Below are 23,913 nucleotides of genomic sequence, written 5' to 3'. Positions count from 1 at the left end.
AGACATTAGGCATGAGACGGGAAACAGCACTGCTCCTGGGCTTCCTGACAGTCACGGTCGGGACTTCGGCCGTGCTGTGGTCCTTTGCGATGCCGAATTTCAAGCCCCTGGCCATTCCGGAGATGACGAATGGCGTGATCAGCGTGGGGCCGATGCGCCACCAGCGCGCGCTGTCGGCGGCGGAGATCCATACGCTCAATGACTGGTTGCAGCATCATCGCACCGTCTGGGGGCCGCTGGGGCAGACGCCGCCTTCGTCGGGCGACGCCACCATTACCCTGACGGCCAACCGGCCGGCCGGGGCGGACGGCAAGCCCGTTCCCTACAGCATGACGCTGTGGACCGGCATCAGCGCCGCCGACTGGAACAATACGGTGTTCCTCGAGGATCGGCCGGGGGCGGTGATCCGCGTGCATCAGTTTTCCGAAGCCGATTTCGCGGCGTTGCGCCAGCTTGTGGACCAGCATCCGTACGAGCGGACCGCCTTTCCGTGATCGCCGTTCCGTCGCGGACGGCGGCGCTGATCTTCGATTGCGACGGTACGCTGGTCGATACGCTGCCGCTCTATCTGCGGGGGTGGCTGGCGGCCTTGCAGTCGGAGGCCGCGCATGAGGTGGCGCCGGAATGGTTCCACGGTCGGGGCGGCCTGTCGGAACATATGGTGCTGGACCTGATGGAAACGGAACTGGGGCGGCCGCTCGACCGGCCCGCCATCGTCCGTGCCGCCCGGCGGAACGTATTGGCCGCCATGGATGATCTGCGGGAAATCGCCGTGGTGGCGGAGCTTGCCCGCCGGTATCGCGGCACGCTGCCGATGGCTGTGGCCTCCAGCGGCTCGCGGGAGATCGTTCTGGCGTCGTTGACCCGTACGGGGCTGCTGGAACTGTTCGATACCGTGGTGACCATCGACGACGTGGCGCGGGCCAAGCCGGCGCCGGACCTGTTCCTGGAGGCCGCGCGCCGGCTTGGCGCCGCGCCCGAATGCTGCCTGGTGCTGGAGGACAGCGCCGAAGGACTGGCGGCGGCGGGCCATGCCGGCATGCAGGGTGTGGATATCCGACCCTATATCCGCCCTGTGAACGACCGGCTTTGAAAGCCTGACAGCCTCGCGGAGCCTGACCGGGAATGTGGGCCGGTGAGCGGGAGCGGCCCGCCAGACCATATTCCCGGTCGGGCTTTCAGACCCGGTCGGAATCTTTCAGTGGCGGGCTGGCCCGGTCCATCACCGCCAGCAGGGCGGCCGTCAGCGGGGAGGCCAGGATCAGGCCGGGGAGCCCGAGGATGGTGCCGAACACGGTCTGCGACAGGATGGTGACCCCCGGCGGCATCTGCACCGCGTGGCGCTGGATCAGCGGCGCCATGACATTGCCCTCGAAGAACTGGATGGCGGTATAGAGTGCGAGCACCATCAGCCCCTCGCGCGTGCCGACCGACAGGCCCAGCAGGATGGCGGGGATCGCGCCGATGAAGGCGCCGATATAGGGAATGAAGTTGGCCAGGCCGGCGACGACGCCGAGTGCCAGGGCCAGCGGCACGCCGATGAACCACAGGCCCAGCGCGGACAGCATGCCGACCACGAACATGTCCAGCGCCTGCCCGGCGGTCCAGGCCCACAGGGTGCGCCCTGCCACCAGCAGCAGCTTGCGCGCGGTGGGGCGTTGCGCCGTGGGGAACAGGCGCAGCAGGCCATTGACGTAAATGGCGGGCGAAAGGGCGAAATACAGCCCCGCGATCAGCACCACCGCCAGGGTGCCGACGACGCCGAAGGCCGAGGACAGGACGCCGGTCATGGACCCGGCGATGCGCGAGCCCATGCCGTCGGTGCCGCCGCCGGTCTGGTTGCCGCCCAGCGCCTGCGGCAGATGGTCCAGCAGCGTGCGCCCGAACTCGCTGGTGCCCAGTTGCGTCCGCACGGCATAGGCCTGCGTGGTCAATGCCACGCGCAGGCGTGTCGCCTGTTCGGCGATAGTGGGGCCGCTGCTCCAGATCAGGCCGCCGAACGCGGCGAGCAGGACCACGACGACCAGGGACAGAGCGAGCCAGTAGGGCAGCTTGACCCAGCGTTGGACCAGCGTTGCCAGATTGTGGAGGATGACCGCGAGCAGCGTCGCGGCGAAGACGACCATCAGCACGGGACCGAGCAGCCAGATCGAGAGGATCACGGCGGTCAGCAGGATCGTTCTCTGGAGCAGGGTATGGATTTTGGCCAACTGCACGGCGCGGGCATCGGTGGAGGACGATTCGTGCTGGGGCTCCCGCTTTTCCTCGGAAGTGGCGGGCTTGGAGTCGGTCACGGCGATGGGGGGCATGGCGTTTCCGCTTTGTGGTCGGCTGGTGGCCGGAGACCGGCCACGCATCATGAATTCAACAGGTCCGAGTGACAAACCCGGCATCCAACGGATTTGAGGGTCTGAACACCTGGGGGAGGGGTCGCATATCCGCCGGCCTGCGTCGATGTCGCCGGGGCCGGGTGGAACGCTATCCTGCCAACGCCCCGGTGAACGAAAGGATACCGGATGGTGGTGTGGGCCGGAGAGCCGGGCTGTTCTGTGGCCCGGTCAATCCTGGGCCGAGGCTTCCTCGATCGCCGCTTCGGCCAGCAGCCATTCTTCTTCGGCCGCTGCCTCTTCGCGGCCGATGGCGGCGAGGCGGGTGTTGATGGCGGTGACGTCCTCGGCGCTGCCGGTGGCATAGAGGGTGGGGTCGGCCAGACGCGCTTCCAGCCGGGCGCGTTCCACCGTGAGTTTGCCGATGCGGGCTTCGGCGTCGCGGGCTTTTTTGCGCAGGGGGGCGACGGCCTTGCGGGCTTCGGCGCGGTCGCGACGGTCTTCGCGTCTGGGCGCGGCGGCGGGGGTTGCCGGGCGGCTGGCGGCGCGGGCGCGCTCGGACAGCCAGACGCGATATTCGGCCATGTCGCCATCGAAGGGGCGCACCGTGCCGTCGCCGACCAGCCACAGCCGGTCGGCGACCAGTTCGACCAGATGCGGATCGTGGCTGATCAGCAGCACCGCGCCTTCGAATTCGGCCAGGGCGCGGATCAGCGCCTCGCGCGCGTCGAGGTCCAGATGGTTGGTCGGTTCATCCAGGATCAGCAGGTGCGGGGCGTCGCGGGTGGCCAGGGCCAGCAGCAGCCGCGCTTTCTCGCCGCCCGAGAGGTCGCGCGTGACCGTGTCCGCGCGGTCGGCGTCCAGCCCGAAGCGGGCGAGCTGGGCGCGCACCGCCGTGGGGGGCGCCTTGGGCATGGCGCGGGCCATGTGGGCGACCGGCGTTTCGTCGGGCACCAGTTCCTCGGCCTGATGCTGGGCGAAATAGCCGACCCGCAGGCGCGGATTGTGGTTGGCCGTGCCCGATAGCGGGGCCAGGCGGCCGGCGATCAGCTTGGCGAAGGTCGATTTGCCGTTGCCGTTCGCGCCCAGCAGGGCGACCCGGTCTTCCATGTCCAGCCGCAGGGACAGGTTGGAGAGGATCGGCTTGCCATCATAGCCCACCGACACGCGGTCCAGCGTCAGCATCGGTGGCGGCAGGGGCGTGGGTTCGGGGAAGGCGAAGCGGGTGGGGGTGTCCTCGACCACGGCTTCGATCGCCGGCAGTTTTTCCAGCGCCTTGATGCGGGCCTGGGCCTGCCGGGCCTTGGTGGCCTTGGCGCGGAAGCGATCGACGAAGGACTGCATGTGCGCGCGCTGGGCGGCGATCCGCTCGGCGGCGCGGGCCTGCTGCAAGGCCTGCTCGGTGCGGATGCGGACGAATTCGTCGTAACCGCCGGGGGTCAGCGACAGGCGGCGCTGGTCGAGATGGGCGATGGCGTCCACCGAGCGGTCCAGCAATCCGCGATCGTGGCTGACGATCAGCGCGGCGCCGGAGAAGCGGGCCAGCCAGCTTTCCAGCCAGATCGTGGCTTCCAGGTCGAGATGGTTGGTGGGTTCGTCGAGCAGCAGCAGGTCGGGGTTGAGGAACAGGGCGGTGGCCAGCGCCACGCGCATGCGCCAGCCACCCGAGAAATCCGAGACCGGGCGGGCCTGGGCGGCGGCGTCGAAGCCCAGCCCCGAGAGGATGGTGGCGGCGCGCGACGGGGCGCTGTCGGCGCCGATGGCGCGCAGGCGCTCGTGGATGTCGGCCAGTCGCGCCGGGTCGGTCGTCTGTTCGGATTCGGCCAGAAGGGCCGTGCGCTCGATATCGCCGGCCAGCACGGTATCCAGCAGGTTGGCGTCGCCCGAGGGAGCCTCCTGCCGGATGCGGGCCATGCGGGCGCGGGAGGAGAGGGTGATGGTGCCGCCATCGGGCGCGATATCGCCGGCGATGGCGGCCAGCAGGGTGGATTTGCCGGCGCCGTTGCGCCCGACCAGGCCGATCTTGCGCCCCGGATCGACGCTGAGCGATGCGCCGTCCAGCAGGGTGCGCCCCGCGATGCGGAGGGTCAGGTCGGAGATGACGAGCAGACTCACGGGGGCGGGCTCCGGAAGATGGGCGGGACCTTGGCGCGGCCCTCGGGCGGTACAGGCCTCCCGGCAGTGCGTCGGGTGCGCCGTCCGGCGGGGGCCTGACGCGGCGGGCAGGATTTGACGACCGTGTACCTACCAGCCCCGCCCGATATGCTCCAGTGCGGCGTTGCGGAATGGGCAATGGCGTCGTCACGGGTCCATGGTGCTTGCAGGCGGCCGGTCGGATATGTTTGGAAAAGAGACAGGTTATCAATCGAAGCGGGGCCTGTCGGGGAATGGGGACTGGCAAGATGGTACGTGATCGCCGGTGCGGGATGGCGTGACACGCCGCCGGCCGTGGCCTGAGGCCTCCACCGATCTGTTCCGCCATGTCACCGCTGACAAGGCGGTGCTCTATCGCGCCATCATGGAGGTCTTCGCGGCGGCAAAGCGGCAGTACCGGCTGCAACTGAGGCCGGACGAAGTGCTGGCCGAAACCGATTGGGCGGGTGGCGTGCCACCGTCGCAGGAAGAAGTCACCACGGCACTCGCGCAACTGGCCGCCTGGGGTAATCTGGAGTCGCAGCCGGATATGGCGCGTGTCTCCACGCTCAGCGATTACTATCGCGCGCGCTATCTCTACCGGCTTTCGCGCGGCGGCGAGGCCGTCGAGGCGGGGCTGGGGGTTTTTGAACAGCATCTGCGCCATCGGGCGGAATTGCAGACCGTTGCCCTGGAGGATATCGACAGCCGCCTTCAGGCCCTGCGACGCCTGCTGGACGAGCGGGCACCGGGCGGCGGCGTGGACGAGGCCAAGGCGCACGAGATCTTGCGTGACCTGGTCCGCGTTTTCGAGGACCTGACCACCAATGCCCAGGCTTTCATGGCCGGGGTGGCGCGAAGCCTGGAATTGCAGCAGGCCGATGCGACCGCGCTGGCGGCCTACAAGCGCCGCCTGATCGAGTATCTGGAGCGCTTCATGGGGGACCTGATCCGGCGTTCCGATACCATTGCCCGGACCCTGCGAAGCCTTTCGGCCGTGATCGACGACGTGCTGCGGCAGGTTGCCGAACGCGAGGCGCGCGATGCGGCACCGGGCGACGCCGGGGAGCGGGCGGACGAGACCCGGCGTCGCCGGGAGGATTGGCGCGAACGCTGGAAGGGGCTGAGCGGCTGGTTCCTGAGTAACGGGCATGAACTGCCCCAGGCCGAATTGCTGCGGGCGCGGGCGCGGGCGGCCATTCCTCAATTGCTGGCCGCCATTGCCGCGATGAACGAACGGCGCAGCGGGCGCAGTGACCGTTCGGCCGATTTTCGTGTGCTGGCGCAGTGGTTCGCCGCGTGCGAGGGCGATGACGAGGCGCATCGCATGGCCCGCGCGGCGTTCGCGCTGCATCCGGCGCGCCATTTCTCGCTGGACGTCACGGCCGAGCAGGATGTGCCGTCCAGCACGTCCTGGCTGGATGCGCCGGTGCTGACGATCAATCCGCGTCTGCGCGAATATGGCGAGGCGGTACCGCGCGGCAGGCCGGCGAGCCTGCGCGACCGCAGCCGCGAACGTGCGTTGCTGGCGCAGCAACTGGCCGAGGAATCCCGTCAGGTCGAGGCCGCGAGGCGGCGGCTGGCGACCGGCCGTGCGACGCGGCTGTCGGAACTTGGCGAACTCGACAGCCGGGCGTTCGGTCTGTTTCTGGGTCTGCTGGGCGAGGCGCTGGCCGATCAGGCAGACCCGGAGCAGGTGGTCGAGCGGCTGACGGGGGATGGCCTGCTTCATCTGCGTCTGGAGCCGCTGGCGGCCGACAGCCGTGCCGAGATCCGCACCCCCGCCGGTACCTTCAGCGGGCGCGATCATCTGCTGACCATCCGGCCGACGCGGGAGCCGATGTGAGCGGGCGCGCGCCACGCCGTACGGCCCGGCAGTTGGGTGCATTGCAGCGGGCGCAGCAGCAGGACGAGTTCCAGCGCGGCGTGCGCAGCCTGCTGATGCGGCCGCTGATGCCGGCGGGCCATCCCGATTTTCCGGCCGTGCAGCGCCAGGCCGAGCGCCTGCGCGAATGGTTTGCACGCGAGGCGGGGTGGCCGCTGCATGTGGACCGCGACAGTGCGCGCCTGTTCAAGCGCCCGGCCGACCTGGCCGATCCGACCCGGGGCCTGCCGGATTATGATCGTCGGCGCTATGTGCTGCTGTGTCTGGCCTGCGCCGTGCTGGAACGCGCCGATGCGCAGATCACGCTGCGGCTGATCGGCGAGCGCATCGTGCAGCAGGCCGCCGATCCGGCGCTGGAGGCGCTGGGTTTTACCTTCACCCTGCTTACGGCGCCGGAGCGGCGCGAACTGGTCGCCATCTGCCGGACGCTGCTGCATCATGGCGTGCTGGAGCGTGTGGCCGGCGAAGAGGAGAATTTCGTCCTGGAGAGCGACCGGCAGCAATCCGACGCGCTGTATGACGTGCATCGCCGTGTGCTGGCAGGATTTCTGGCGGCGGTGCGCGGCCCTTCCACCTGGCGCGCCGAGGAGGCCCCGGCGGAGACCGAGGCCCGGTTGCAGGCATTGGTGGCCGGGTTTGTGCTGGACAGCGAACAGGGCCGTCGGGATGCCGTGCGGCATCATCTGGCGCGGCGGCTGCTCGACGATCCGGTGCTGTATCTCGACACCCTGGATGACGAGGCGCGCGCCTATTTCATCAACCAGCGCGGCGTGCTGGCCGTGCGACTGTGCGAGGCCGTCGGGATGATCGCCGAGCAGCGCGCGGAGGGGCTGGCCCTGGTTGACGAGGGGGGTCAACTGACCGACATCGCGATGCCCGCCGAGGGAACCGAGGCCCATGTCACCCTGCTGGTGGCCGAATTCCTGGCCCGGCGCCTGCGGGGAGCGCGTGCGCCGGTGGCGGTATCCACCGAGGAGATCGCCCTTTTCCTGCGTGATGCTGCCGGCCGGTATGGTCGTTACTGGCGCAAATCGGCCCGTGCGCCGGGTGCCGAGCGTGAACTGGCGGAGATTGCGATCGGGAGACTGTACCGGCTGGGGCTGCTGGCGCGCGAAGCGGAGAACGTCATACCCTTGCCGGCCATCGCCCGCTTCGCGCTCGGCCCGTCTGACGTGCGGAGCGCATCGGGCGGCGAGTCGCTTCTTCCCTTCGACATGCCTTTGTCTGATTCCGGTCCATGACAGCAGATCTTCTTGCCATCGTGCCGTCCCGCCCCGATCTGCCTGAGCCGCGACGCGAGCGCTGGCAGCCGTTGCGGATGGGCCTGATCGAGCTGTTTCATTACGACAGCGAGGAATTCTGGTTTCATGACGGGCATCTGCTGCTGCGCGGCAATAATGGCACGGGCAAATCCAAGGTTCTGTCGCTGACGCTGCCGTTGCTGTTCGACGCGCAACTGCGTTCGTCCCGGGTCGAACCCGATGGCGACCCCGGCAAGAAGATGGCCTGGAATCTGCTGCTGGACAGCTATCCCCGCCGCATCGGCTATAGCTGGATCGAATTCGGCCGGCGGGAACGCGATGGCCGCGCGCGCTACCTGACCCTCGGCGCCGGCCTGTCGGCGGTGGCCGGGCGTGCACAGGTGGATAACTGGTATTTCCTGATGGAAGGCGATGGTACGGCAGCCGATCCGCGCCTGGGCCAGGATGTGTGGCTGACCACGGCCGATCGTCAGGTGCTGACGCGCGAGCGGCTGCGGGAGGTGCTGGCCGGTCGCGGCCAGTTGTTCGAAAGCAATGCGCAGGCTTATCGCAGGGCCGTGGACGAGCGGCTGTTTCATCTGGGAACGCGCCGTTACGACGCCCTGATGGACACGCTGATCCAGTTGCGCCAGCCGCAACTCTCGAAGAAACCCGATGAGAGCGGATTGTCCCATGCCCTGAGCGAGTCGCTGCCGCCGCTGCCCTCCGAACTGCTTGGCGACGTGGCCGAGGCGCTGAACCAGCTTGAAGAGGATCGCAACCGGCTGGAGGAAACCCGCCGGCTGGAGCAGGTGGTGGCGCAGTTCGAGCAACGCTATCGCGTTTATGCGGGAATGCAGGCGCGTCGCCAGGCGCGCGAACTGCGCCAGGCCCAGACGGGCTTTGACAATGCCAGCGAGGCGCGCAACCGGATCCAGTCCGACCTGGAACGGTGGCAGGGTGCCGAACGCGATGCCGCCGGGCAGCTTGAGGCCGCCAAGCAGGACTATTCGATCGCCCGCGAGCAGGTGGAGACCTTGCAGAGCGATCCGGACAATAACGAGGCCAACCGGCTGGCCCAGGCGGAACAGGACGCCGCCCAGCGCCGGGGGGAAGCTGATGCCGCCGCCGAACGATGCGGCGAGGCGTCTGGCCGACTGAGGCGCGAGGCCGATCTCGGCCAGCGGCGCGGCCGCCGGGCGGAGGAGGCACGAGAGCGGTTGGCGGTGGGGCGTATCCGCGTAATGGGGGAAGCGGCACGGGTTGGTGTCGAGACGGATGTTGCCGTCAATCCGCTCCATGCCCTGACGGTGGATGCGCTGGCCGGGCCGCTTGCCGCGCCGCGCGAGGCGGGCGAAGCGCTGCGCGCGCTGGTAGTGCGACGACGCCGGGACATTGCGCATCTGCGCCAGTGCCATGCCGAAATCATGCGGTGCCAGACCCTGCTGACGGGCGCGCGGGAGCATGCCCAGGCGGCCCGGACCGATCTGGACGATGCGTTGGAACGGCGGGAGCGGGCCGACCGGGGGGCCGAGCAGGCGGGGCAGGCCCTGGTGGAGGCATGGTCGCGTCATTGTGCGGGCCTGGTGCAATTGGGCTTCGATGCCGACGAGGCATTGCGCCGGCTGGTGGACTGGACGCTGCGCCCCGAAGGGGAGAATCCGGCACTGGGGGCCTTGTCGGTTGCGTGGCAGGCGGCCTTGCGGCGATACGCCATGCGCCAGGCGGAACTCGATGCCCGGCGCGACAGCCTGCATGGGCAACGCGCGGAACTGGAAGCGGAGCGGGCGCGGCTGGTGGCGGGCGAAGATACGGTGCCGCCGGAACAGGCGACCCGTTCCGGTGCGGCGCGGGCGCAGCGGTCTGGCGCGCCGCTGTGGCGCCTGGTGGATTTCAGCCCCGCGCTGGGGGCGGCGGAGCGCGCCGGGCTGGAAGCCGCCCTGGAAGCCGGTGGTTTGCTTGATGCCTGGCTCTCGCCGGATGGGTCGTTGCTTGATGGTCGGGGACAGCCTTGGCTGGATGCGAGTTGGGTGGAGCGCCCGTCCGTGGCGGGGACCTCGCTTGGCGACGCGCTGATTGTGACCTTGCCCGACTCCTGCCCTGTCACGGCCGCGACGGTAGCCGGCTTTCTGGGCTCGGTGGCCTATGGCCCGGAGGACTCGCCCGACGCTGAAACGTGGTTTTCGCCCGATGGCCGCTATCGTCTGGGAACCCTGGCCGGCGCCTGGCGGAAGGCCGAGGCGCGGTATATCGGCCATGGCGCGCGCGAGCATGCGCGGCGGCGGCGATTGCAGGATATCGCGGAGGCGCTGGCTGGCCTCGATGCGGAAAGGGGGGAATGCGATCGGCAGGCCACGGAACTGGATGCGTTTCGCCGGCGGGCCGAGCAGGAGTGGCAGGGCGCGCCATCGGACCGGCCTTTGCATGACGCCATCGCGGCGGCGATGCAGGCCGGGCGGGAAGCCGGCCAGGCGCGGCAACGGCTGGAACTGGCCGATGGGCGCTGCCGCGACGCCGAGGCCAGGGTGCATGAGGCGCGCGAGCGTGTGCGTCACGATGCCACCGACCTGCGCCTCCCGGCCGAGGAATCGGGCCTGTCGTCGGTCGAGCAGGCGCTGGAGAGCTTCGATCAGGCACAAAGTGAGCTGGTGCAGGCCGTTCATGAATGGCAGCGTGCGTGGCCGGAGCATCTGGAGCAGCAGCAACGCGAAGGCGAGGCGCGCGCAATGCTGGAGCAGGCCGAAGCGGCCCTGACGCGGGCGAAGGCGCTGGCGGAACAGGCCCGGATCCGTTTTGAGGCGCTGCATCAGTCCATCGGCCAGCAGGTGGAAGATCTTCGGCGGCGGCTGATGGCGGCGCTCGCGGAACGCGGACGGGCCGAACAGGTGGTGGAGCACTGCCGGGCGCTTTTCAGCGAGGCGCAGAAAGCCCATGTCGTCGCCGCCACGCATATGGAGCAGGCTGAAAGGACGCTGGCCGAGCGCGGCGCCGCCCGCCTTGAGGCGACCGAACGCCTGCGTCGTTTTTCCCTCAGCGGGCTGCTGGCGTCCGCGCTGCCTGGGCTGGAATTGCCCGAGCACTGGAGTGTCGATCCGGCCCTGAACCTGGCACGCCGCATCGAACAGGCACTGACCCGGATTGCCGATGATGACGCGGCCCGGACCCGGGCGCAGAGACAGGTGGCGGAAGATCTCAACGATTTGCAGCGTGCCCTCACGGCGCTGGGTCAGCAGGCGATTTCCGAGCCGAACGACTGGGGCATTACCGTTGTCATCCAGTACCAGAATCGTGCGGAGCGGCCCGACAGGCTCGCGCAGTTGCTGGCTGACGATATCGCGCAACGTGGCGAGCTGCTCTCGGCGCGGGAGCGCGAGGTGCTGGAGAATCATCTGCAAGCCGAGATCGCCTCGGAAATCCAGCGGCTGATCCGTGCCGCCGACGACCGCGTGACCGCGATCAATGATGAACTATACCGGCGGCCCACCAGCACCGGCGTGCGCTACCGTCTGCAATGGGAGCCGCTGAGCGTGGAGGACGGCGCGCCGGTCGGGCTGGAAGAGGCACGCAAGCGACTGCTCAACACCAGCCCGGATCTGTGGTCGGCGGAGGACCGGGCAACGGTCGGCGTCATGCTTCAGCGGCAGATTGCCGCCGAACGGGCCAATGCCGAGAGTGCCGCCGCCAGCGGCAGCCTGATCGACCAGCTTGCGCGGGCGCTGGATTACCGGCACTGGCACCGTTTCCGCATCCTCCGCCAGCAGGACGGGCAGTGGCGCCGATTGTCGGGGCCGGCCTCCAGCGGCGAACGCGCGCTGGGCCTGACCGTGCCGCTCTTCGCCGCCATTGCCAGCTTCTACGGTCATGGCGGCAATCCGCTGGCGCCGCGCCTGATGCTGCTGGACGAGGCGTTCGCGGGCATTGATGACAATGCCCGTGCGCACTGCATGGGGCTGGTGCGGGAATTCGATCTGGATTTCGTCATGACCAGCGAACGCGAATGGGCCTGTTACGCGGAGTTGCCCGGTGTGGCGATCTGCCAGTTGCAGCGCCGCGAGGGGATTGATGCGGTGTTCGTCTCGCGCTGGGTCTGGGATGGCCGCGCCAGACGGTTGGAGGACGATCCCGACAGGCGATTTCCCGCCGCATGAGTCATGACGCGCCCGATCCGCGCCTGGTGCGTGTGCTGGGCGGCCCTGAACTGGCGTCCGTTCGTCTGCGGTTGCGCCGTCATTTCGAACGTGCCGAACCGGAGGCGGCGCCGGCCATCATTCGCCTGGATGCGCTTGACCCCGCCGCGCACATGGCATTGTGCCAATTGACCGGCCGGCCCTCGCGCAAGGCGCGTTCGATGATGTTGGACATCGGGGCCCTCGATATTCAACTGCGTGAGGCGGATCTGGCCGATTCGCTGCGTGATGCGCTGGAACGGCTGGATGGCCCCATCGTGGCGAAGGCGCGATTGCGGCAGGCCTTGCAGGACCAGTGGTCGGCGCTGGTCGCGACCGCCGGCGTCGGCCCGCTGCTGCGGGCATGGCTTGACGCCGCGCCGGATGCCTTGGTCCGGCTCAAACGCCTGGGGCGCGGCCCCGAAGGGGCGGCGCAGTTGCTGGCGGCCGCCGACGCGGTGCTGGGCCGCCTGCCGGCGCAGGGGCAGCCCCGCTCGCAACTGGCCGCCGAAACCCTGGGCGACGCCCATGCCCTGGATGACCGGCGGCCAGTTGCCAGCCTGGTACTGACGGCGTGGCGGCATGGGGAACGACGTGGCCGGGACGGTGAATGTGTCGCGATCGGGCCGGACGGCGCGGAGGATGCCGAGGAGCGGCTGCGCGAGGTCTGGGCCCGGGCGGGTATTCTGGTCAATGAACTGGCGCGCCCGGCGCTGCTGCTCAATCTGCCGGTCGTCGACATGGCCCTTGCCACCTGGAAGCCGGGGGAGCCGGCTTATCTGTCGCTGCGCCAGTTGCTGCGGATGCCCCCGGCCTGGGCTGTCGATGGGCGGTCGGTCTTTGTCTGTGAAAATGCCAATCTGCTGGCCATCGTCGCGGACCGGCTGGGCGCGTGGTGCGCGCCCATGGTCTGTACCGACGGCATGCCGGCCGCCGCGCAACGGACATTGCTGGACCAGTTATGGCGCGCCGGGGCGCGTCTGCATTATCACGGCGATTTTGACTGGCCGGGGATCGGCATTGCCAATTTCGTCATGCAGACGTGGCAGGCGACGCCGTGGCGCCTGTCTGCGAGCGATTACGAAGCCGCCGTGTGCGCGGCGCCGGGCTGGCGGCACGATCTGGGGCCGGGAACCATCGGTGCCGCGTGGGATCCGCTGCTGGCGCCCGCGATGCGGCGCCATGGTGTCGCCATTGCTGAAGAGGCCGTGGCAGCGGTCCTGATCGAGGATCTGCATGGCCGCGGTCCGGCCTCTTTCATCAGCCGGGCTTCCCACCCATGAGCAGGATGGGCTAGATGGCGCGCGAAAGGGGCGCCGGTCCGGATGGGCAGGGGGTCCCGGTCATGCAATGCGACCATAAAAAAAGGAGCCATCCCATGGCGACCGAACGTACCCTCTCGATCATCAAGCCGGACGCGACCCGGCGCAACCTGACCGGCAAGATCAATGCCGTGTTCGAAGATGCCGGTCTGCGGATCGTGGCGCAGAAGCGCGTGCAGCTGACCGAAGCGGTCGCCGGCGCGTTCTACGCCGTCCACAAGGAGCGCCCGTTCTATGGCGACCTGGTGTCGTTCATGATCTCCGGCCCGGTCGTGGTGCAGGTTCTGGAAGGCGAGAATGCCGTCCTGAAGCATCGTGACGTGATGGGCGCCACCGACCCGAAGAAGGCCGCCCCCGGCACCGTGCGCGCCGAGTTCGCCGAGAGCATCGAGGCGAATTCGGTCCATGGTTCGGACAGCCTGGAAAACGCGAACAACGAGATCGCGTTCTTCTTCGCGCAGACCGAAATCCTGCCCTGATCGGCAGGGGGCGGGCACCCTCGGGTGCCCGCCATCGGCTGGTCAGACGACCAGCAGCGATCCGCCGCCATCCACGGGTGACGGCGCTTCGGGCCGCAGCAGCCTGTGCAGGGCGGCCGGATACAGGCGATGTTCCTGTTCCAGAACGCGCGCGGCGAGCATGTCGGGCGTGTCGCCGGCATGGACCGGCACCGCCGCCTGGCCCAAAATCGGGCCGTCATCCATGACTTCCGTGACCAGATGCACCGTGCAGCCATGCAGCTTCACGCCGGCTTCCAGCGCGCGCTCATGCGTGTGCAGGCCGGGGAAGGCGGGCAGCAGGCTGGGGTGGATGTTGAGCATCCGTCCGGCCCAGGCTTCGGTCAGGAAGGGTGTGAGCAGGCGCATGTAGCCGGCCAGGCAGACCAGTTTCACGCCGGCTTCGCGCAGCATGGCGTCTACCGCGCGCTCATGCGCCGCGCGGTCCTTGCCGAAGGGCCGGTGATCGACGGCCTCGGCCCGCAGGCCGGCCGCGCGGGCGATATCCAGGCCCGGCGCATCCGGCTTGTTGCTGAGGACCATGACGATGCGGGCCGGGAAATCTGGCGCGGCGCAGGCGTCGATCAATGCACGCATGTTGCTGCCGCGCCCGCTGATCAGGATCGCGATCGGGCAGCGATCGTCCGATGAGAATGCACGCACGGAGGATCAGCCGGTGAAGTCGGGGCGGGTGGTGAAGCGCAGGCCGGCGGGGGTATCCGCGGCGGAGGCCTCCAGCTTGCCGATTACGACCGGGGCCTCGCCCGCCGCGCGCAGGGCGGCCAGTGCGGCCTCGGCATCGCGGGCGACCAGCACCATGCCGATGCCGCAATTGAACACCTTGAGCATCTCGTCGGCATCGACCTGGCCGGTTTGCGCCAGCCAGCGGAAGACGGGCGGAATCTGCCATGATGCGCCGTCGATCACCGCCGTCAGGCCGGCCGGCAGCACGCGCGGCAGGTTGCCGGGCAGGCCGCCGCCGGTGATGTGCGCGGCGCCCTGAATCAGGCCCTGCCGGTGCAGGTCCAGCACCTGCCTTACATAGAGGCGCGTGGGCGTCATCAGCGCCTGGGCCAGGGTCTGGCCTTCGGCGAAGGGGCAGGGGGCGTTCCAGACCAGGCCGCTGCGGGTGACGATGGCGCGGACCAGCGAGAAGCCGTTGGAATGCACGCCGCTGGCCGAAAGCCCGATCAGCGTGTCGCCGGCGGCGATTCCGTTGGGCAGCAGGGCCGAACGCTCGGCGGCACCGACGGAGAAGCCGGCGAGGTCGTAATGGCCGGGAGCGTACATACCCGGCATCTCGGCGGTTTCGCCGCCGACCAGCGCGCAGCCCGACTCGGCGCAGCCCTGGGCGATGCCGCGCACCACCTTGGCGGCGTCTTCGACCGCCAGGCGGCCGGTGGCGAAATAATCCAGGAAAAACAGGGGTTCCGCGCCCTGGACCACCAGGTCGTTGACGCACATCGCCACCAGGTCGACGCCGACTGTTTCGTGCAGGCCGCTTTCGATGGCAATCATCAGCTTGGTGCCGACGCCGTCGGTGCAGGAGACCAGGACCGGATCGGTGAAACCGGCGGCCTTGAGGTCGAACAGGGCCCCGAATCCGCCCAGGCCGCCCATGGTGCCGGGGCGGTCCGTCGCCTTCGCCGCCGGCTTGATGGCATCGACCAGCGCGTCGCCGGCTTCGATGTCCACGCCTGCGTCGCGGTAGGTGGCGCCGGCGGGCGGGGTCGAAGAGGAGGGGGGAGCGGAGGTCATGGGCGGGGCCTTCGTAAACGGCGGGGGTCGAAGAATGGGGCGAGGTAGGGTAAACGCTCTGGGTTCCTTTACGGCAGGCGAAGGCGGCACGCAAAGCAGTGGTTGAACAGGCGGTGCAGAATCCGGGCGAACAGGTGCCGGCGGGTGGCGTGGACCAGCTTGCCTTGCCCTTCGGGCATCGCAGCCGCTTCGCGCGCGCCGATTTCGTCGCGGCCGGGTCGAACAATGCGGCGCGGGCCTGGCTGCTGGGCGCGAACCCGTGGCCCGAGCACAGGCTGGCGCTGTGGGGGGCCGCCGGTGCCGGCAAGACGCATCTGCTGGAGATCTGGGCGCGGGAGCAGGGGGCCGTGCTGCTGCGCGGCGCGGATGTGACGCGGGCGATGCTGGGCGAGCTGCTCGACGGGCGGACGGAGACGTTTCGGGCCGTGGCGGTGGACGATGCGGACCACGCGGAGGACCAGCAGGCGATCCTGCATCTGCTGAATGCGGCGCGCGAGCAGCGGATCGCGCTGGTGATGGCGGCCCGGCTGCCGCCCGCGCGCTGGCTGGTGGCCCTGCCGGACCTGGCCAGCCGGCTGCGCGCGACGATGGCGATCGAACTGCGCCAGCCCGAGGATGCGCTGCTGCGGATTCTGCTGCTGCGCCATCTGGCGGACCGGCAGATCGTGGTCAGCCAGCCGGTGACCGAGTGGCTGCTGCGCCGCCTGCCGCGCACCGCCTCGGCCATTCGCGATGCCGCGATCCGGCTGGATCAGGCCGGGCTGGCGGCGGGGCGGCGCGTGACCCGCGCGCTGGCGGTGTCGGCGCTGCATGACCTGCTGGACCATGAGGAGGCGCCGGCCGACCGGCTGGCAGAGCTGCCTGTCCGCTAGAAAAAGTTCATCTACCATCGCGTTGGCATGACAGGTGGTTCCGCCTAGTTTGACGGATTGAAGGCGGATTTGTGGCAGGAGATTGGATTGACCAGACCGACGGGGAAAACGCCCGCGCGCCGGACATCCGGACGGACAGCCGGCAAGCGTGCGGCCGCACCGGCGACACGGCGGCGGCTGGCGCCGCCCGCGCCGCCCGCGAAGACACCGCCGCCACCGCCGATCGACCTGCATTCCCCGGCCCGGTTCATCAACCGCGAACTGTCCTGGCTCGATTTCAACCAGCGGGTGGTCGAGGAGGCGGATAATCCGCGCAATCCGCTGCTGGAGCGGCTGCGTTTCCTGTCGATCAGCGCGGGGAACCTCGACGAATTCTACTCGGTCCGCGTGGCCGGCCTGGTGGGGCAGGTGCGCGAAGGGCTGCTGAGCATGTCGCCCGACGGGTTGACCCCGGCGCAGCAGCTTGCGGCCGTGCGCACCCGCACCGCGCGCCTGCTGCGCGAGCAGCAGCGGATCTGGAAGGATCTGCGGGGGCTGCTGGCCGAAGCGGGAGTCGTGGTCTGCGGCCTGGACCATATTACCGAGGCCGACCGTGAGTGGCTGGATGGCTGCTTCATGGACCGGGTCTTTCCCGTCCTGACGCCGCTGGCGATCGACCCCGCGCATCCGCTGCCGTTCATCCCGCATATGGGGCTGGCGCTGTCCCTGCGGTTGATGAGCAAGGAGAGCGGGCGCTTCGTCATGAGCGCGATGATCCTGCTGCCGGCCCAGATCGACCGCTTCATCCGGCTGCCGGCCAGCCTGTCGCCGCCCGGCGTCGCCCGGTTCATCATGCTGGAAAACATGATCGCGCTGTGCATCGACCGGCTGTTCCCCGGCATGGTGGCGGGCGACTGGGGCGTGCTGCGGGTGATCCGCGATACCGACGTGGAATTCGAGGACGAGGCCGAGGATCTGGTCCGCTCCTATGAAACCGCGCTGAAGCGCCGGCGCCGGGGGGTGGTGATCCATCTGGATATCGATTCCCGCATGCCGCCCGATCTGGGGCAGGCGGTGGCCAGCGACCTGAATGTGCCGCCGGACGAGATCGAGATCCAGCCGGGGCTGATCGGGGTGGTGGACCTGAAGCAGCTGATCGTGGACGACCGGCCCGAACTGCTGTTTCCGCCCTATACGCCGCGCTTTCCGGAACGGGTGATCGATTTCGGGGGGGATTGCTTCGCCGCCATCCGCGCGAAGGACATGATCGTCCATCATCCGTTCGAGAGTTTCGACGTGGTGGTGCAGTTCCTGCGGCAGGCGGCCCAGGACCCGGCGGTGGTGGCGATCAAGCAGACGCTGTACCGGACCTCGCGCGACAGCCCGATCGTCAAGGCGCTGATCGAGGCGGCCGAGGCCGGGAAGTCGGTCACCGCGATGGTGGAACTGCGTGCCCGGTTCGACGAGGAGGCCAATATCCGTCTCGCCCGCGCGCTGGAGGCCGCCGGCGCGCAGGTGGTGTTCGGCTTCGCGGACCTGAAGACCCATGCCAAGCTCAGCCTGGTCGTGCGGCGCGAGGGCGGGACGCTGCGGTCCTATGCCCATTTCGGCACCGGGAATTATCACCCGATTACCGCGCGGATTTATACCGACCTTTCCTTCTTTACCTGCGACCCGGAACTGGCGCGGGATTCGGCGCGGTTGTTCAATTACATGACCGGCTACGCCATGCCGGCGCGGATGGAGGCCATCGCCTTCTCGCCGGTGACGATCCGCCGCACGCTGGAAGAGCTGATCCAGGCCGAGATCGAGCATGTGCGGGCCGGGCGGCCCGGGCAGATCTGGCTGAAGATGAATTCGCTGGTCGATCCGGACCTGATCGACCGCCTCTATCGGGCATCCTGTGCCGGGGTGCGGATCATGGCCGTGGTGCGGGGCATCTGCTGCCTGCGGCCGGGGGTGGCGGGGCTTTCGGAGAATATCCGCGTCAAGTCGATCGTGGGGCGGTTCCTGGAACATGCGCGGATCTTCGCCTTCGGCGACGGGCACCGGCTGCCGTCGCGTTATGCGAAGGTCTATATCTCCTCCGCCGACTGGATGGTGCGGAACATGGACTGGCGGGTGGAAAGCATGGTACCGATGCGCGACCCCACGGTGCATGCACAGGTCCTGGACCAGATCATGGTCACGGACCTGAAGGACAATCTGCAATCCTGGGTGTTGCAGCAGAACGGTGTGTGGCGGCGGCTCGAACCCGGTGCCCGGCCGTTTTCGGCCCATGATTATTTCATGACCAATCCTTCGCTGTCCGGGCGGGGGACTGCCGCGCAGGACAGTGCCATCCGGGTCAGCACGCCGTTGCCGCGGCATCAGGACCGGATTCTCGATGATTGAGGGTTTCAGTGAAGGTTTCAGCATGACGCAGCTTCCGCCGGTCGCCGTTCGCATGTGCCGGGCCCGATGATCCGGGTTCCGCATCGCCGTTCGGCCGTTGTCGATCTGGGGTCGAACTCCGTCCGGCTGGTCGTCTTTGACGGGATTTCGCGGAATCCGATTTCCATCTTCAACGAAAAGGCGGTGCTGCGTCTGGGGCGGGGGCTGAATGCCACCGGGCGGCTGAACGAGGAAGGCGTGGGCCTGGCGATGCAGGTCATGGACCGGTTCCATGCCATCGCGCGGGGCATGGATGCCGATCCGTTCGAGATCCTGGCCACCGCCGCCGTGCGCGATGCGACCAATGGCCCTGAATTCGTCGCCGCCCTGCGCGCGCGGATGCCCGGGGTGCCGATCCGCATCCTCTCGGGTGAGGAAGAGGCGGATTATTCGGCGACCGGCGTGCTGTGCGGCCTGCCGGAGGCCGATGGGCTGGTGGCCGATATCGGTGGCGGGTCGCTGGAACTGATCCGCCTGTCCGCCGGGCGCAAGCTGGATGCCTGCACCCTGCGGCTGGGGGTGATCCGGCTGAACGACCGGGCCGAGGGGGATCTGCAGAAGGCGCGGAACATTGCCGATGCCGATATCGCGCAGGTCGGCTGGCTGGACGATGTGGTGGGGCGGCCGCTCTATCTGGTGGGGGGGGCTTTTCGCGCGCTGGCGCGCCTACAGATCGCCCGGACCAGTTATCCGCTGAATATCGTGCATCTTTTCACCCTGTCGGGCGAGGGGGCGCGGGACATGACCGAGTGGGTCATCAACACGCCGCGACGCGCGCTGGAACGAGTGCCGGGCGCGCCGCGCAAGCGGCTGGAGGATGTGCCCTTCGCGGCCATCGTGCTGCGCCGCCTGCTGCGCCGGTTGCAGCCCTCCAGCGTGGTTTTCTGCGTCGATGGCCTGCGGGAGGGATGGTACATGCGCCGGGTCGCGGCTTCGGTCGCGGCGCTGGACCCGCAGGAAGCCGTGGCGCGGGAGATGTGCCGCCGCCTGGGGCGCAGCGAGACTTTGCCGGACCAGTTGATGAACTGGACGGCACCGCTCTTTCCCGGTGAGAGCACGCCCCAGCGCCGGCTGCGTCGCGCGGCGTGCCTGCTGTCGGATATCGGGTCGTACGATCATCCCGAATATCGGGCCGAGCAGACCTATCTGCGGGTATTGCGCATGCAGGGGGTGGGGTTCGATCATCAGGCCCGTGCCTTCGTCGCCCTGACGCTGGCGGTGCGCTACGAGGCCGAACTGGGCCATGATTTCCTGCAGCCGTCGCGCCTGCTGCTGACGGCCGAGGATTTCCAGCGGGCCCTCATCCTGGGGCTGGCGCTGCGGCTGGCCTATACGGTGTGCGGCGGCACCGAGGAACTGCTCGACGGGACATGGATCAAGCTCTCGGCCGGGGAGGTGACGTTGCATCTGGCGCGGGGACGCGGCGTGGTGCGTGGTGAAAGTGTGCGGCGCCGGCTGGACCGGCTGGCCGAGGCATTTGCGCTGCCCGCGCGGATCGAGGAGGCCGGCACGGCATGAGGCCTCGCGTATTGGGGTGGTGTGTTCCCGCACTCATGGCGGCGGGAGTGTTGCTGGCGACCGCGCGGGCCAATGGTCCGCCCAAACCCGATCACGACCCGGATGTGCTGTGGAAGATCGTGCATGGGCGGTGCGTGCCCAACGAGCTTGGCGAGAATACACCCGCGCCCTGTGCCGCGGTCGAGCCGAACCGTGGCTATGCGGTGCTGAAGGACCGTGAAGGTGTTGCGCAATATCTGCTGATTCCGACCGATCGGGTCACCGGCATGGAAGACCCTGCGATCCTGAGCCCGAACGCGCCGGATTATTTCGGCGCGGCGTGGCATCAGGTCGACCGCGTGCTGGCGGGGCTGGGCCATACCATGCCGCGCGAGACGGTGGCGCTCGCGATCAATTCGCAGCATGGCCGTTCGCAGAACCAGTTGCATATTCATGTCGATTGCCTGGCGCCGGAAATCCGGGTGGCGCTGCATTGGGCGCGGCCGCAGATCGGCGCCGGCTGGACGCCACTGACCCTGGCGGGGCATCGCTATCGCGCCACGCGGATCGACGGGCAGGAACTGGACGGTGCCTATCCGTTCCGGCGGCTGGCGGCCTCGCTGGCCGACCCGGCGCGCGAGATGGGCGGGCATACGCTGGTGGTGGTGGGCACGGTCTGGCCCGGTGGACGGCCCGGCTTCATCCTGCTGGACGATATGGTCAAGCCGGTGTCGGGCGACCGCGCATCGGGCGAGGAATTGCAGGATCATGCCTGCAAGATCGCGCATTTCGAACCCGGTCGGGCGCTTCGGGCATCAGCCTATCCGCAGTGACTTTCGCTTCGGCCCGTTAAGCGGGATCAGGCACCCGATGGCGAGGCGCCCTCGTTGACCTGCTCGGGAAGCAGGCGTGGGGAGAGCGCCAGATAGATCCCGGCGCCGGCCGCGACGCCGACGAACCATGAGAGTGCGCTGATCGCGGACAGGGCCGGCAGGAACTGGCCGGCGGAGGCCAGCACGCCGCCGGCCGCGAAGGCCACCAGCGCGGGGGGATTCCAGCCGCCGCGTCCGTCATACTGACCGCCACGGCGATAGAGGGCGGGTACGTCCAGCATCTGGCGGCGCACCAGATAGAAATCGGCCAGCATGATGCCGGTGACCGGGCCCAGCAGGCCGCCGACCACGTTCAGCACCTGATAGATGCTCGCGGCATCGTCGAACCATAGCCAGGGCACGAAGAACACGCCCAGCACCAGCACCAGGGAGGACGCGCGGTCGAAATTCAGCCGGCGGGGCATCAGGTTCATCAGGTCGTAGGCGGCGGGCATGATGTTGGCCACGACATTGACCGACAGGGTGGCCAGAACCAGCGTGGCCCCGCCCAGCACCGTGATGACGGGGTGATTCAGCGTCAGCAGCAGTTCGACCGGGTTCCAGATCGGCCGGCCGAACAGGATCATGGTGGCCGAGGTGGTGATGATGCCCATCGGGGTGAAGACGAGGGCCGTGACCGGCAGGCCGATGGCCTGGCCGATCACCTGGTCGCGCTCGGAGCGGACGAAGCGCGAGAGGTCGGGAATGTTGACGGCGAAGGTGGCCCAGATGCCGATCATGCCGGTGACGCCCAGCGCGAAGGCGGACCAGAACGCCCCGCCATGCAGGCGTGACGGCTGGGCGAACAGCGGGCCCGGCCCGTGGCCGACCCTGAGCGCCCAGATGGTGGCGAGCAGCCCGATGGCAATGACCAGCGGGCCGGCGACCAGTTCGAAATTGCGGATGCGATGCACGCCGTGGCCGGCGATCCAGGCATGCAGGGCCCAGATCAGCGCCATGGCCAGCCACATATGCACCCGCATGCCCAGGAACGACACGTCCAGCGAGGCCCAGCCGCTGATCACGGTCGAGAGGATGGCATCGACGGCCTGGGCGGCGGCGTAGGATTGCACCGAGAACCAGAAGATGGCGCAGAAGCCGCGCAGCAGGACCGGAATTTGCGCGCCGGACGGGCCGAAGGCGGAACGGATCAGCACGCAGAACGGAATGCCGTAGCGCGTGCCCGCCCGGGCGTTGAACCACATGGCCAGGAACAGGACGACATAGGCGACCGCGACCACTTCGAGGCATTCCCACGCCGAGAAGCCCAGGGCCATCAGGCCCGCCGCGGCCTCGTAGACCACGATATTGTGGACCATGCCCATCCAGACAGTGGCCATGTTCAGCCACGTCCAGTCCCGCCGCGCGGGCGGGACCGGTGCGAGGTCGGCGTTGTACAGGCCCGGATCGTATCCGGCGGGCGCGGTGTCTGCCATGCGTGTCCTGTCTCCTACTCGACCGTGCGGAGAATGTCGGCCAGCGTGCCGAACAGTTGGTCGATCTCGGATTTCTGGATGATCAGCGGCGGCGAGACGGCGATGACGTCGCCGGTGTAGCGGACCAGCACGCCCTTGTGGAACGCGCGGTCGAAGATCTCGTACGCCCGCGCGCCCGGTGCGCCGGGGCGGGAACTGAGTTCGATCCCCGCGACCAGGCCGACATTGCGGATGTCGATGACATGGGGCAGGCCGCGCAGGGCGTGGGCGGCTTCCTCGAAATAGGGGGCGATGTCGCCCGCGCGCTCGAACAGGTTTTCCTCGGCGTAGGTGTCCAGGGTTGCGAGCGACGCGGCGCAGGCTACCGGGTGGCCGGAATAGGTGTAGCCGTGCGGCAGTTCGATCCCGGTTTCGGGGCCGTTCATGAAGGCTTCGTAGACATGGTCGCGCGCGATCGCGGCGCCCATCGGGATGGTGCCGTTGGTGACGCCCTTCGCGCAGGTGAGGATATCGGGCAGCACGCCGAATTTCTCGGACGCGAAGGGCGTGCCGCCCATGCGGCCGAAGCCGGTGATGACTTCGTCGAAGATCAGCAGGATGCCGTATTTGTCGCAGATCTCGCGCAGGCGCTTCAGGTAGCCGACCGGGGGCGGCAGCACGCCGGTCGACCCGGCCATGGGTTCCACCATGACGGCCGCGATGGTCGAGGGGTCGTGCAGGGCGACGATCCGTTCCAGATTGTCGGCCAGTTCCGCACCATAGGCCGGGAGGCCCTTGGTGAAGGCGTTGCGCTCCAGGTCCAGCGTGTGCGGCAGGTGATCGACGCCGGTCAGCAGCGAACCGTACAGCTTGCGGTTGCCGGAGATGCCGCCGACGGAAATGCCGCCGAAGCCCACGCCGTGATAGCCGCGCTCGCGCCCGATCAGGCGGGTGCGGGCGCCGTCGCCGCGCACGCGGTGATAGGCGATGGCGATCTTCAGCGCGGTATCGGCGGCCTCGGAGCCTGAATTGCAGAAGAAGACGTGGTTCAGGTCGCCCGGTGCCAGGGCGGCGATGCGGTCGGCCGCCTGGAAGGCCAGCGGATGGCCCATCTGGAAGGTCGGGGCGAAATCCAGCGTCGCGATGGTCTTCTGGACCGCCTCGGTGATGCGGGGGCGGTTATGGCCGGCATTCACGCACCACAGGCCGGCGCAGCCGTCGAGCACCTTCCGCCCGTCCTCGGACGTGTAATACATGCCGTCGGCCGCGACCAGCATGCGCGGCGTCCGGCGGAATTGCCGGTTGGCCGTGAACGGCATCCAGAACGCATCGTGATTGGTAGGCGGCATCGCGGAAGGCTCCTGAGATCGAACATGCGAGTCCGTCCGGGAAACAACCGTCACGGCCGCGCAACCATCACAGGATGGAACACGCGGCGGCGCCGGGCTAGATGATTTTTTGCCCGGCGGCCGGTCACCATGTGGTGTCGGAGCCTGATCGAAAATGTGGGCTGGCG

General features: G+C 68.6%; 17 protein-coding genes. 11 read left to right on the top strand and 6 right to left on the bottom strand.

Annotated elements, in window-relative coordinates; genetic code table 11:
* Positions 1-11 precede the first annotated feature (11 nt).
* Positions 12-494, top strand: coding sequence for a hypothetical protein (locus ACMAUO_RS03510; RefSeq protein WP_420355597.1), 483 nt, complete (start codon positions 12-14; stop codon positions 492-494).
* Positions 491-1,093, top strand: coding sequence for an HAD family hydrolase (locus tag ACMAUO_RS03505; RefSeq protein ID WP_420355596.1), 603 nt, complete (start codon positions 491-493; stop codon positions 1,091-1,093). The genes ACMAUO_RS03510 and ACMAUO_RS03505 overlap by 4 nt, the downstream gene beginning before the upstream one ends.
* An 85-nt stretch (positions 1,094-1,178) precedes the next feature.
* Here the strand turns inward: ACMAUO_RS03505 and ACMAUO_RS03500 are convergent, their stop codons facing one another.
* Positions 1,179-2,309 carry an AI-2E family transporter gene (locus tag ACMAUO_RS03500; RefSeq protein WP_420355595.1) on the bottom strand — a complete coding sequence of 377 codons (1,131 nt, stop codon included), beginning with the start codon at positions 2,307-2,309 and terminating at the stop codon, positions 1,179-1,181.
* A 249-nt stretch (positions 2,310-2,558) separates the two neighbouring features.
* The gene (locus tag ACMAUO_RS03495; protein ID WP_420355594.1) at positions 2,559-4,442 is read right to left on the bottom strand and encodes an ABC-F family ATP-binding cassette domain-containing protein; all 1,884 of its coding nucleotides are present in this window, start codon (positions 4,440-4,442) and stop codon (positions 2,559-2,561) included.
* Positions 4,443-4,758: 316 nt separating this feature from the next.
* Between ACMAUO_RS03495 and ACMAUO_RS03490 the strand changes: the two genes are divergently transcribed.
* The 5 genes from ACMAUO_RS03490 (at position 4,759) to ndk (ending at position 13,553) form a co-directional block, all read left to right on the top strand.
* Positions 4,759-6,306 carry a TIGR02677 family protein gene (locus ACMAUO_RS03490; RefSeq protein WP_420355593.1) on the top strand — a complete coding sequence of 516 codons (1,548 nt, stop codon included), beginning with the start codon at positions 4,759-4,761 and terminating at the stop codon, positions 6,304-6,306.
* Positions 6,303-7,586: a TIGR02678 family protein gene (locus ACMAUO_RS03485; RefSeq protein WP_420355592.1), complete on the top strand. Its 1,284-nt coding sequence runs from the start codon at positions 6,303-6,305 to the stop codon at positions 7,584-7,586. The genes ACMAUO_RS03490 and ACMAUO_RS03485 overlap by 4 nt, the downstream gene beginning before the upstream one ends.
* Entirely contained in the window at positions 7,583-11,734 is a 4,152-nt protein-coding gene (locus tag ACMAUO_RS03480) for a TIGR02680 family protein (RefSeq protein WP_420355591.1), read from the top strand. The genes ACMAUO_RS03485 and ACMAUO_RS03480 overlap by 4 nt, the downstream gene beginning before the upstream one ends.
* Positions 11,731-13,035, top strand: a complete 1,305-nt coding sequence (locus ACMAUO_RS03475; protein ID WP_420355590.1) for a TIGR02679 family protein — start codon at positions 11,731-11,733, stop codon at positions 13,033-13,035. Before ACMAUO_RS03480 ends, ACMAUO_RS03475 begins: the two co-directional genes overlap by 4 nt.
* A 95-nt stretch (positions 13,036-13,130) precedes the next feature.
* The gene (gene ndk, locus ACMAUO_RS03470; RefSeq protein WP_420355589.1) at positions 13,131-13,553 is read left to right on the top strand and encodes a nucleoside-diphosphate kinase; all 423 of its coding nucleotides are present in this window, start codon (positions 13,131-13,133) and stop codon (positions 13,551-13,553) included.
* 42 nt (positions 13,554-13,595) lie between these two features.
* On the opposite strand, the gene purN is transcribed toward ndk, so the two are convergent.
* Both purN and purM read right to left on the bottom strand, forming a co-directional pair.
* Positions 13,596-14,234 carry a phosphoribosylglycinamide formyltransferase gene (purN, locus tag ACMAUO_RS03465; RefSeq protein WP_420355588.1) on the bottom strand — a complete coding sequence of 213 codons (639 nt, stop codon included), beginning with the start codon at positions 14,232-14,234 and terminating at the stop codon, positions 13,596-13,598.
* 6 nt (positions 14,235-14,240) lie between these two features.
* Positions 14,241-15,329: a phosphoribosylformylglycinamidine cyclo-ligase gene (purM, locus tag ACMAUO_RS03460; RefSeq protein ID WP_420355587.1), complete on the bottom strand. Its 1,089-nt coding sequence runs from the start codon at positions 15,327-15,329 to the stop codon at positions 14,241-14,243.
* Between the two features lie 98 nt (positions 15,330-15,427).
* Between purM and ACMAUO_RS03455 the strand changes: the two genes are divergently transcribed.
* The 4 genes from ACMAUO_RS03455 to ACMAUO_RS03440 all read left to right on the top strand — a co-directional run bounded on the left by ACMAUO_RS03455 (position 15,428) and on the right by ACMAUO_RS03440 (position 20,943).
* Positions 15,428-16,201, top strand: a complete 774-nt coding sequence (locus ACMAUO_RS03455) for a DnaA/Hda family protein (protein WP_420355586.1) — start codon at positions 15,428-15,430, stop codon at positions 16,199-16,201.
* 177 nt (positions 16,202-16,378) lie between these two features.
* Positions 16,379-18,574, top strand: coding sequence for an RNA degradosome polyphosphate kinase (locus ACMAUO_RS03450; protein WP_420357192.1), 2,196 nt, complete (start codon positions 16,379-16,381; stop codon positions 18,572-18,574).
* A 66-nt stretch (positions 18,575-18,640) separates the two neighbouring features.
* A complete protein-coding gene (locus ACMAUO_RS03445) occupies positions 18,641-20,131 on the top strand; it encodes a Ppx/GppA family phosphatase (RefSeq protein WP_420355585.1) in 1,491 nt (496 codons plus the stop codon).
* Positions 20,128-20,943 carry a CDP-diacylglycerol diphosphatase gene (locus ACMAUO_RS03440; RefSeq protein ID WP_420355584.1) on the top strand — a complete coding sequence of 272 codons (816 nt, stop codon included), beginning with the start codon at positions 20,128-20,130 and terminating at the stop codon, positions 20,941-20,943. The genes ACMAUO_RS03445 and ACMAUO_RS03440 overlap by 4 nt, the downstream gene beginning before the upstream one ends.
* A gap of 26 nt (positions 20,944-20,969) precedes the next feature.
* Here ACMAUO_RS03440 and ACMAUO_RS03435 read toward each other — a convergent pair whose 3' ends face one another.
* The gene (locus ACMAUO_RS03435) at positions 20,970-22,418 is read right to left on the bottom strand and encodes an NCS1 family nucleobase:cation symporter-1 (RefSeq protein WP_420355583.1); all 1,449 of its coding nucleotides are present in this window, start codon (positions 22,416-22,418) and stop codon (positions 20,970-20,972) included.
* A 14-nt stretch (positions 22,419-22,432) separates the two neighbouring features.
* Positions 22,433-23,746: an omega-aminotransferase AptA gene (aptA, locus tag ACMAUO_RS03430; protein WP_420355582.1), complete on the bottom strand. Its 1,314-nt coding sequence runs from the start codon at positions 23,744-23,746 to the stop codon at positions 22,433-22,435.
* Positions 23,747-23,913 lie beyond the last annotated feature (167 nt).

It is taken from the genome of Gluconacetobacter brunescens, assembly GCF_048695475.1.
Lineage (GTDB): Bacteria > Pseudomonadota > Alphaproteobacteria > Acetobacterales > Acetobacteraceae > Gluconacetobacter.
Note: the sequence above shows the minus strand (reverse complement) of the source record. Positions and strands in the feature narration are given on the sequence as shown.

What these genes read in the sequence shown, in the direction of transcription:
- purM (WP_420355587.1), bottom strand. Translation starts at nt 15,329, where the DNA reads ATGACCTCCGCTCCCCCCTCCTCTTCGACCCCGCCCGCCGGCGCCACC.
- ACMAUO_RS03475 (WP_420355590.1), top strand. Translation starts at nt 11,731, where the DNA reads ATGAGTCATGACGCGCCCGATCCGCGCCTGGTGCGTGTGCTGGGCGGC.
- ACMAUO_RS03500 (WP_420355595.1), bottom strand. Translation starts at nt 2,309, where the DNA reads ATGCCCCCCATCGCCGTGACCGACTCCAAGCCCGCCACTTCCGAGGAA.
- ACMAUO_RS03480 (WP_420355591.1), top strand. Translation starts at nt 7,583, where the DNA reads ATGACAGCAGATCTTCTTGCCATCGTGCCGTCCCGCCCCGATCTGCCT.
- ACMAUO_RS03510 (WP_420355597.1), top strand. Translation starts at nt 12, where the DNA reads ATGAGACGGGAAACAGCACTGCTCCTGGGCTTCCTGACAGTCACGGTC.
- ndk (WP_420355589.1), top strand. Translation starts at nt 13,131, where the DNA reads ATGGCGACCGAACGTACCCTCTCGATCATCAAGCCGGACGCGACCCGG.
- ACMAUO_RS03435 (WP_420355583.1), bottom strand. Translation starts at nt 22,418, where the DNA reads ATGGCAGACACCGCGCCCGCCGGATACGATCCGGGCCTGTACAACGCC.
- ACMAUO_RS03440 (WP_420355584.1), top strand. Translation starts at nt 20,128, where the DNA reads ATGAGGCCTCGCGTATTGGGGTGGTGTGTTCCCGCACTCATGGCGGCG.
- ACMAUO_RS03445 (WP_420355585.1), top strand. Translation starts at nt 18,641, where the DNA reads ATGATCCGGGTTCCGCATCGCCGTTCGGCCGTTGTCGATCTGGGGTCG.
- aptA (WP_420355582.1), bottom strand. Translation starts at nt 23,746, where the DNA reads ATGCCGCCTACCAATCACGATGCGTTCTGGATGCCGTTCACGGCCAAC.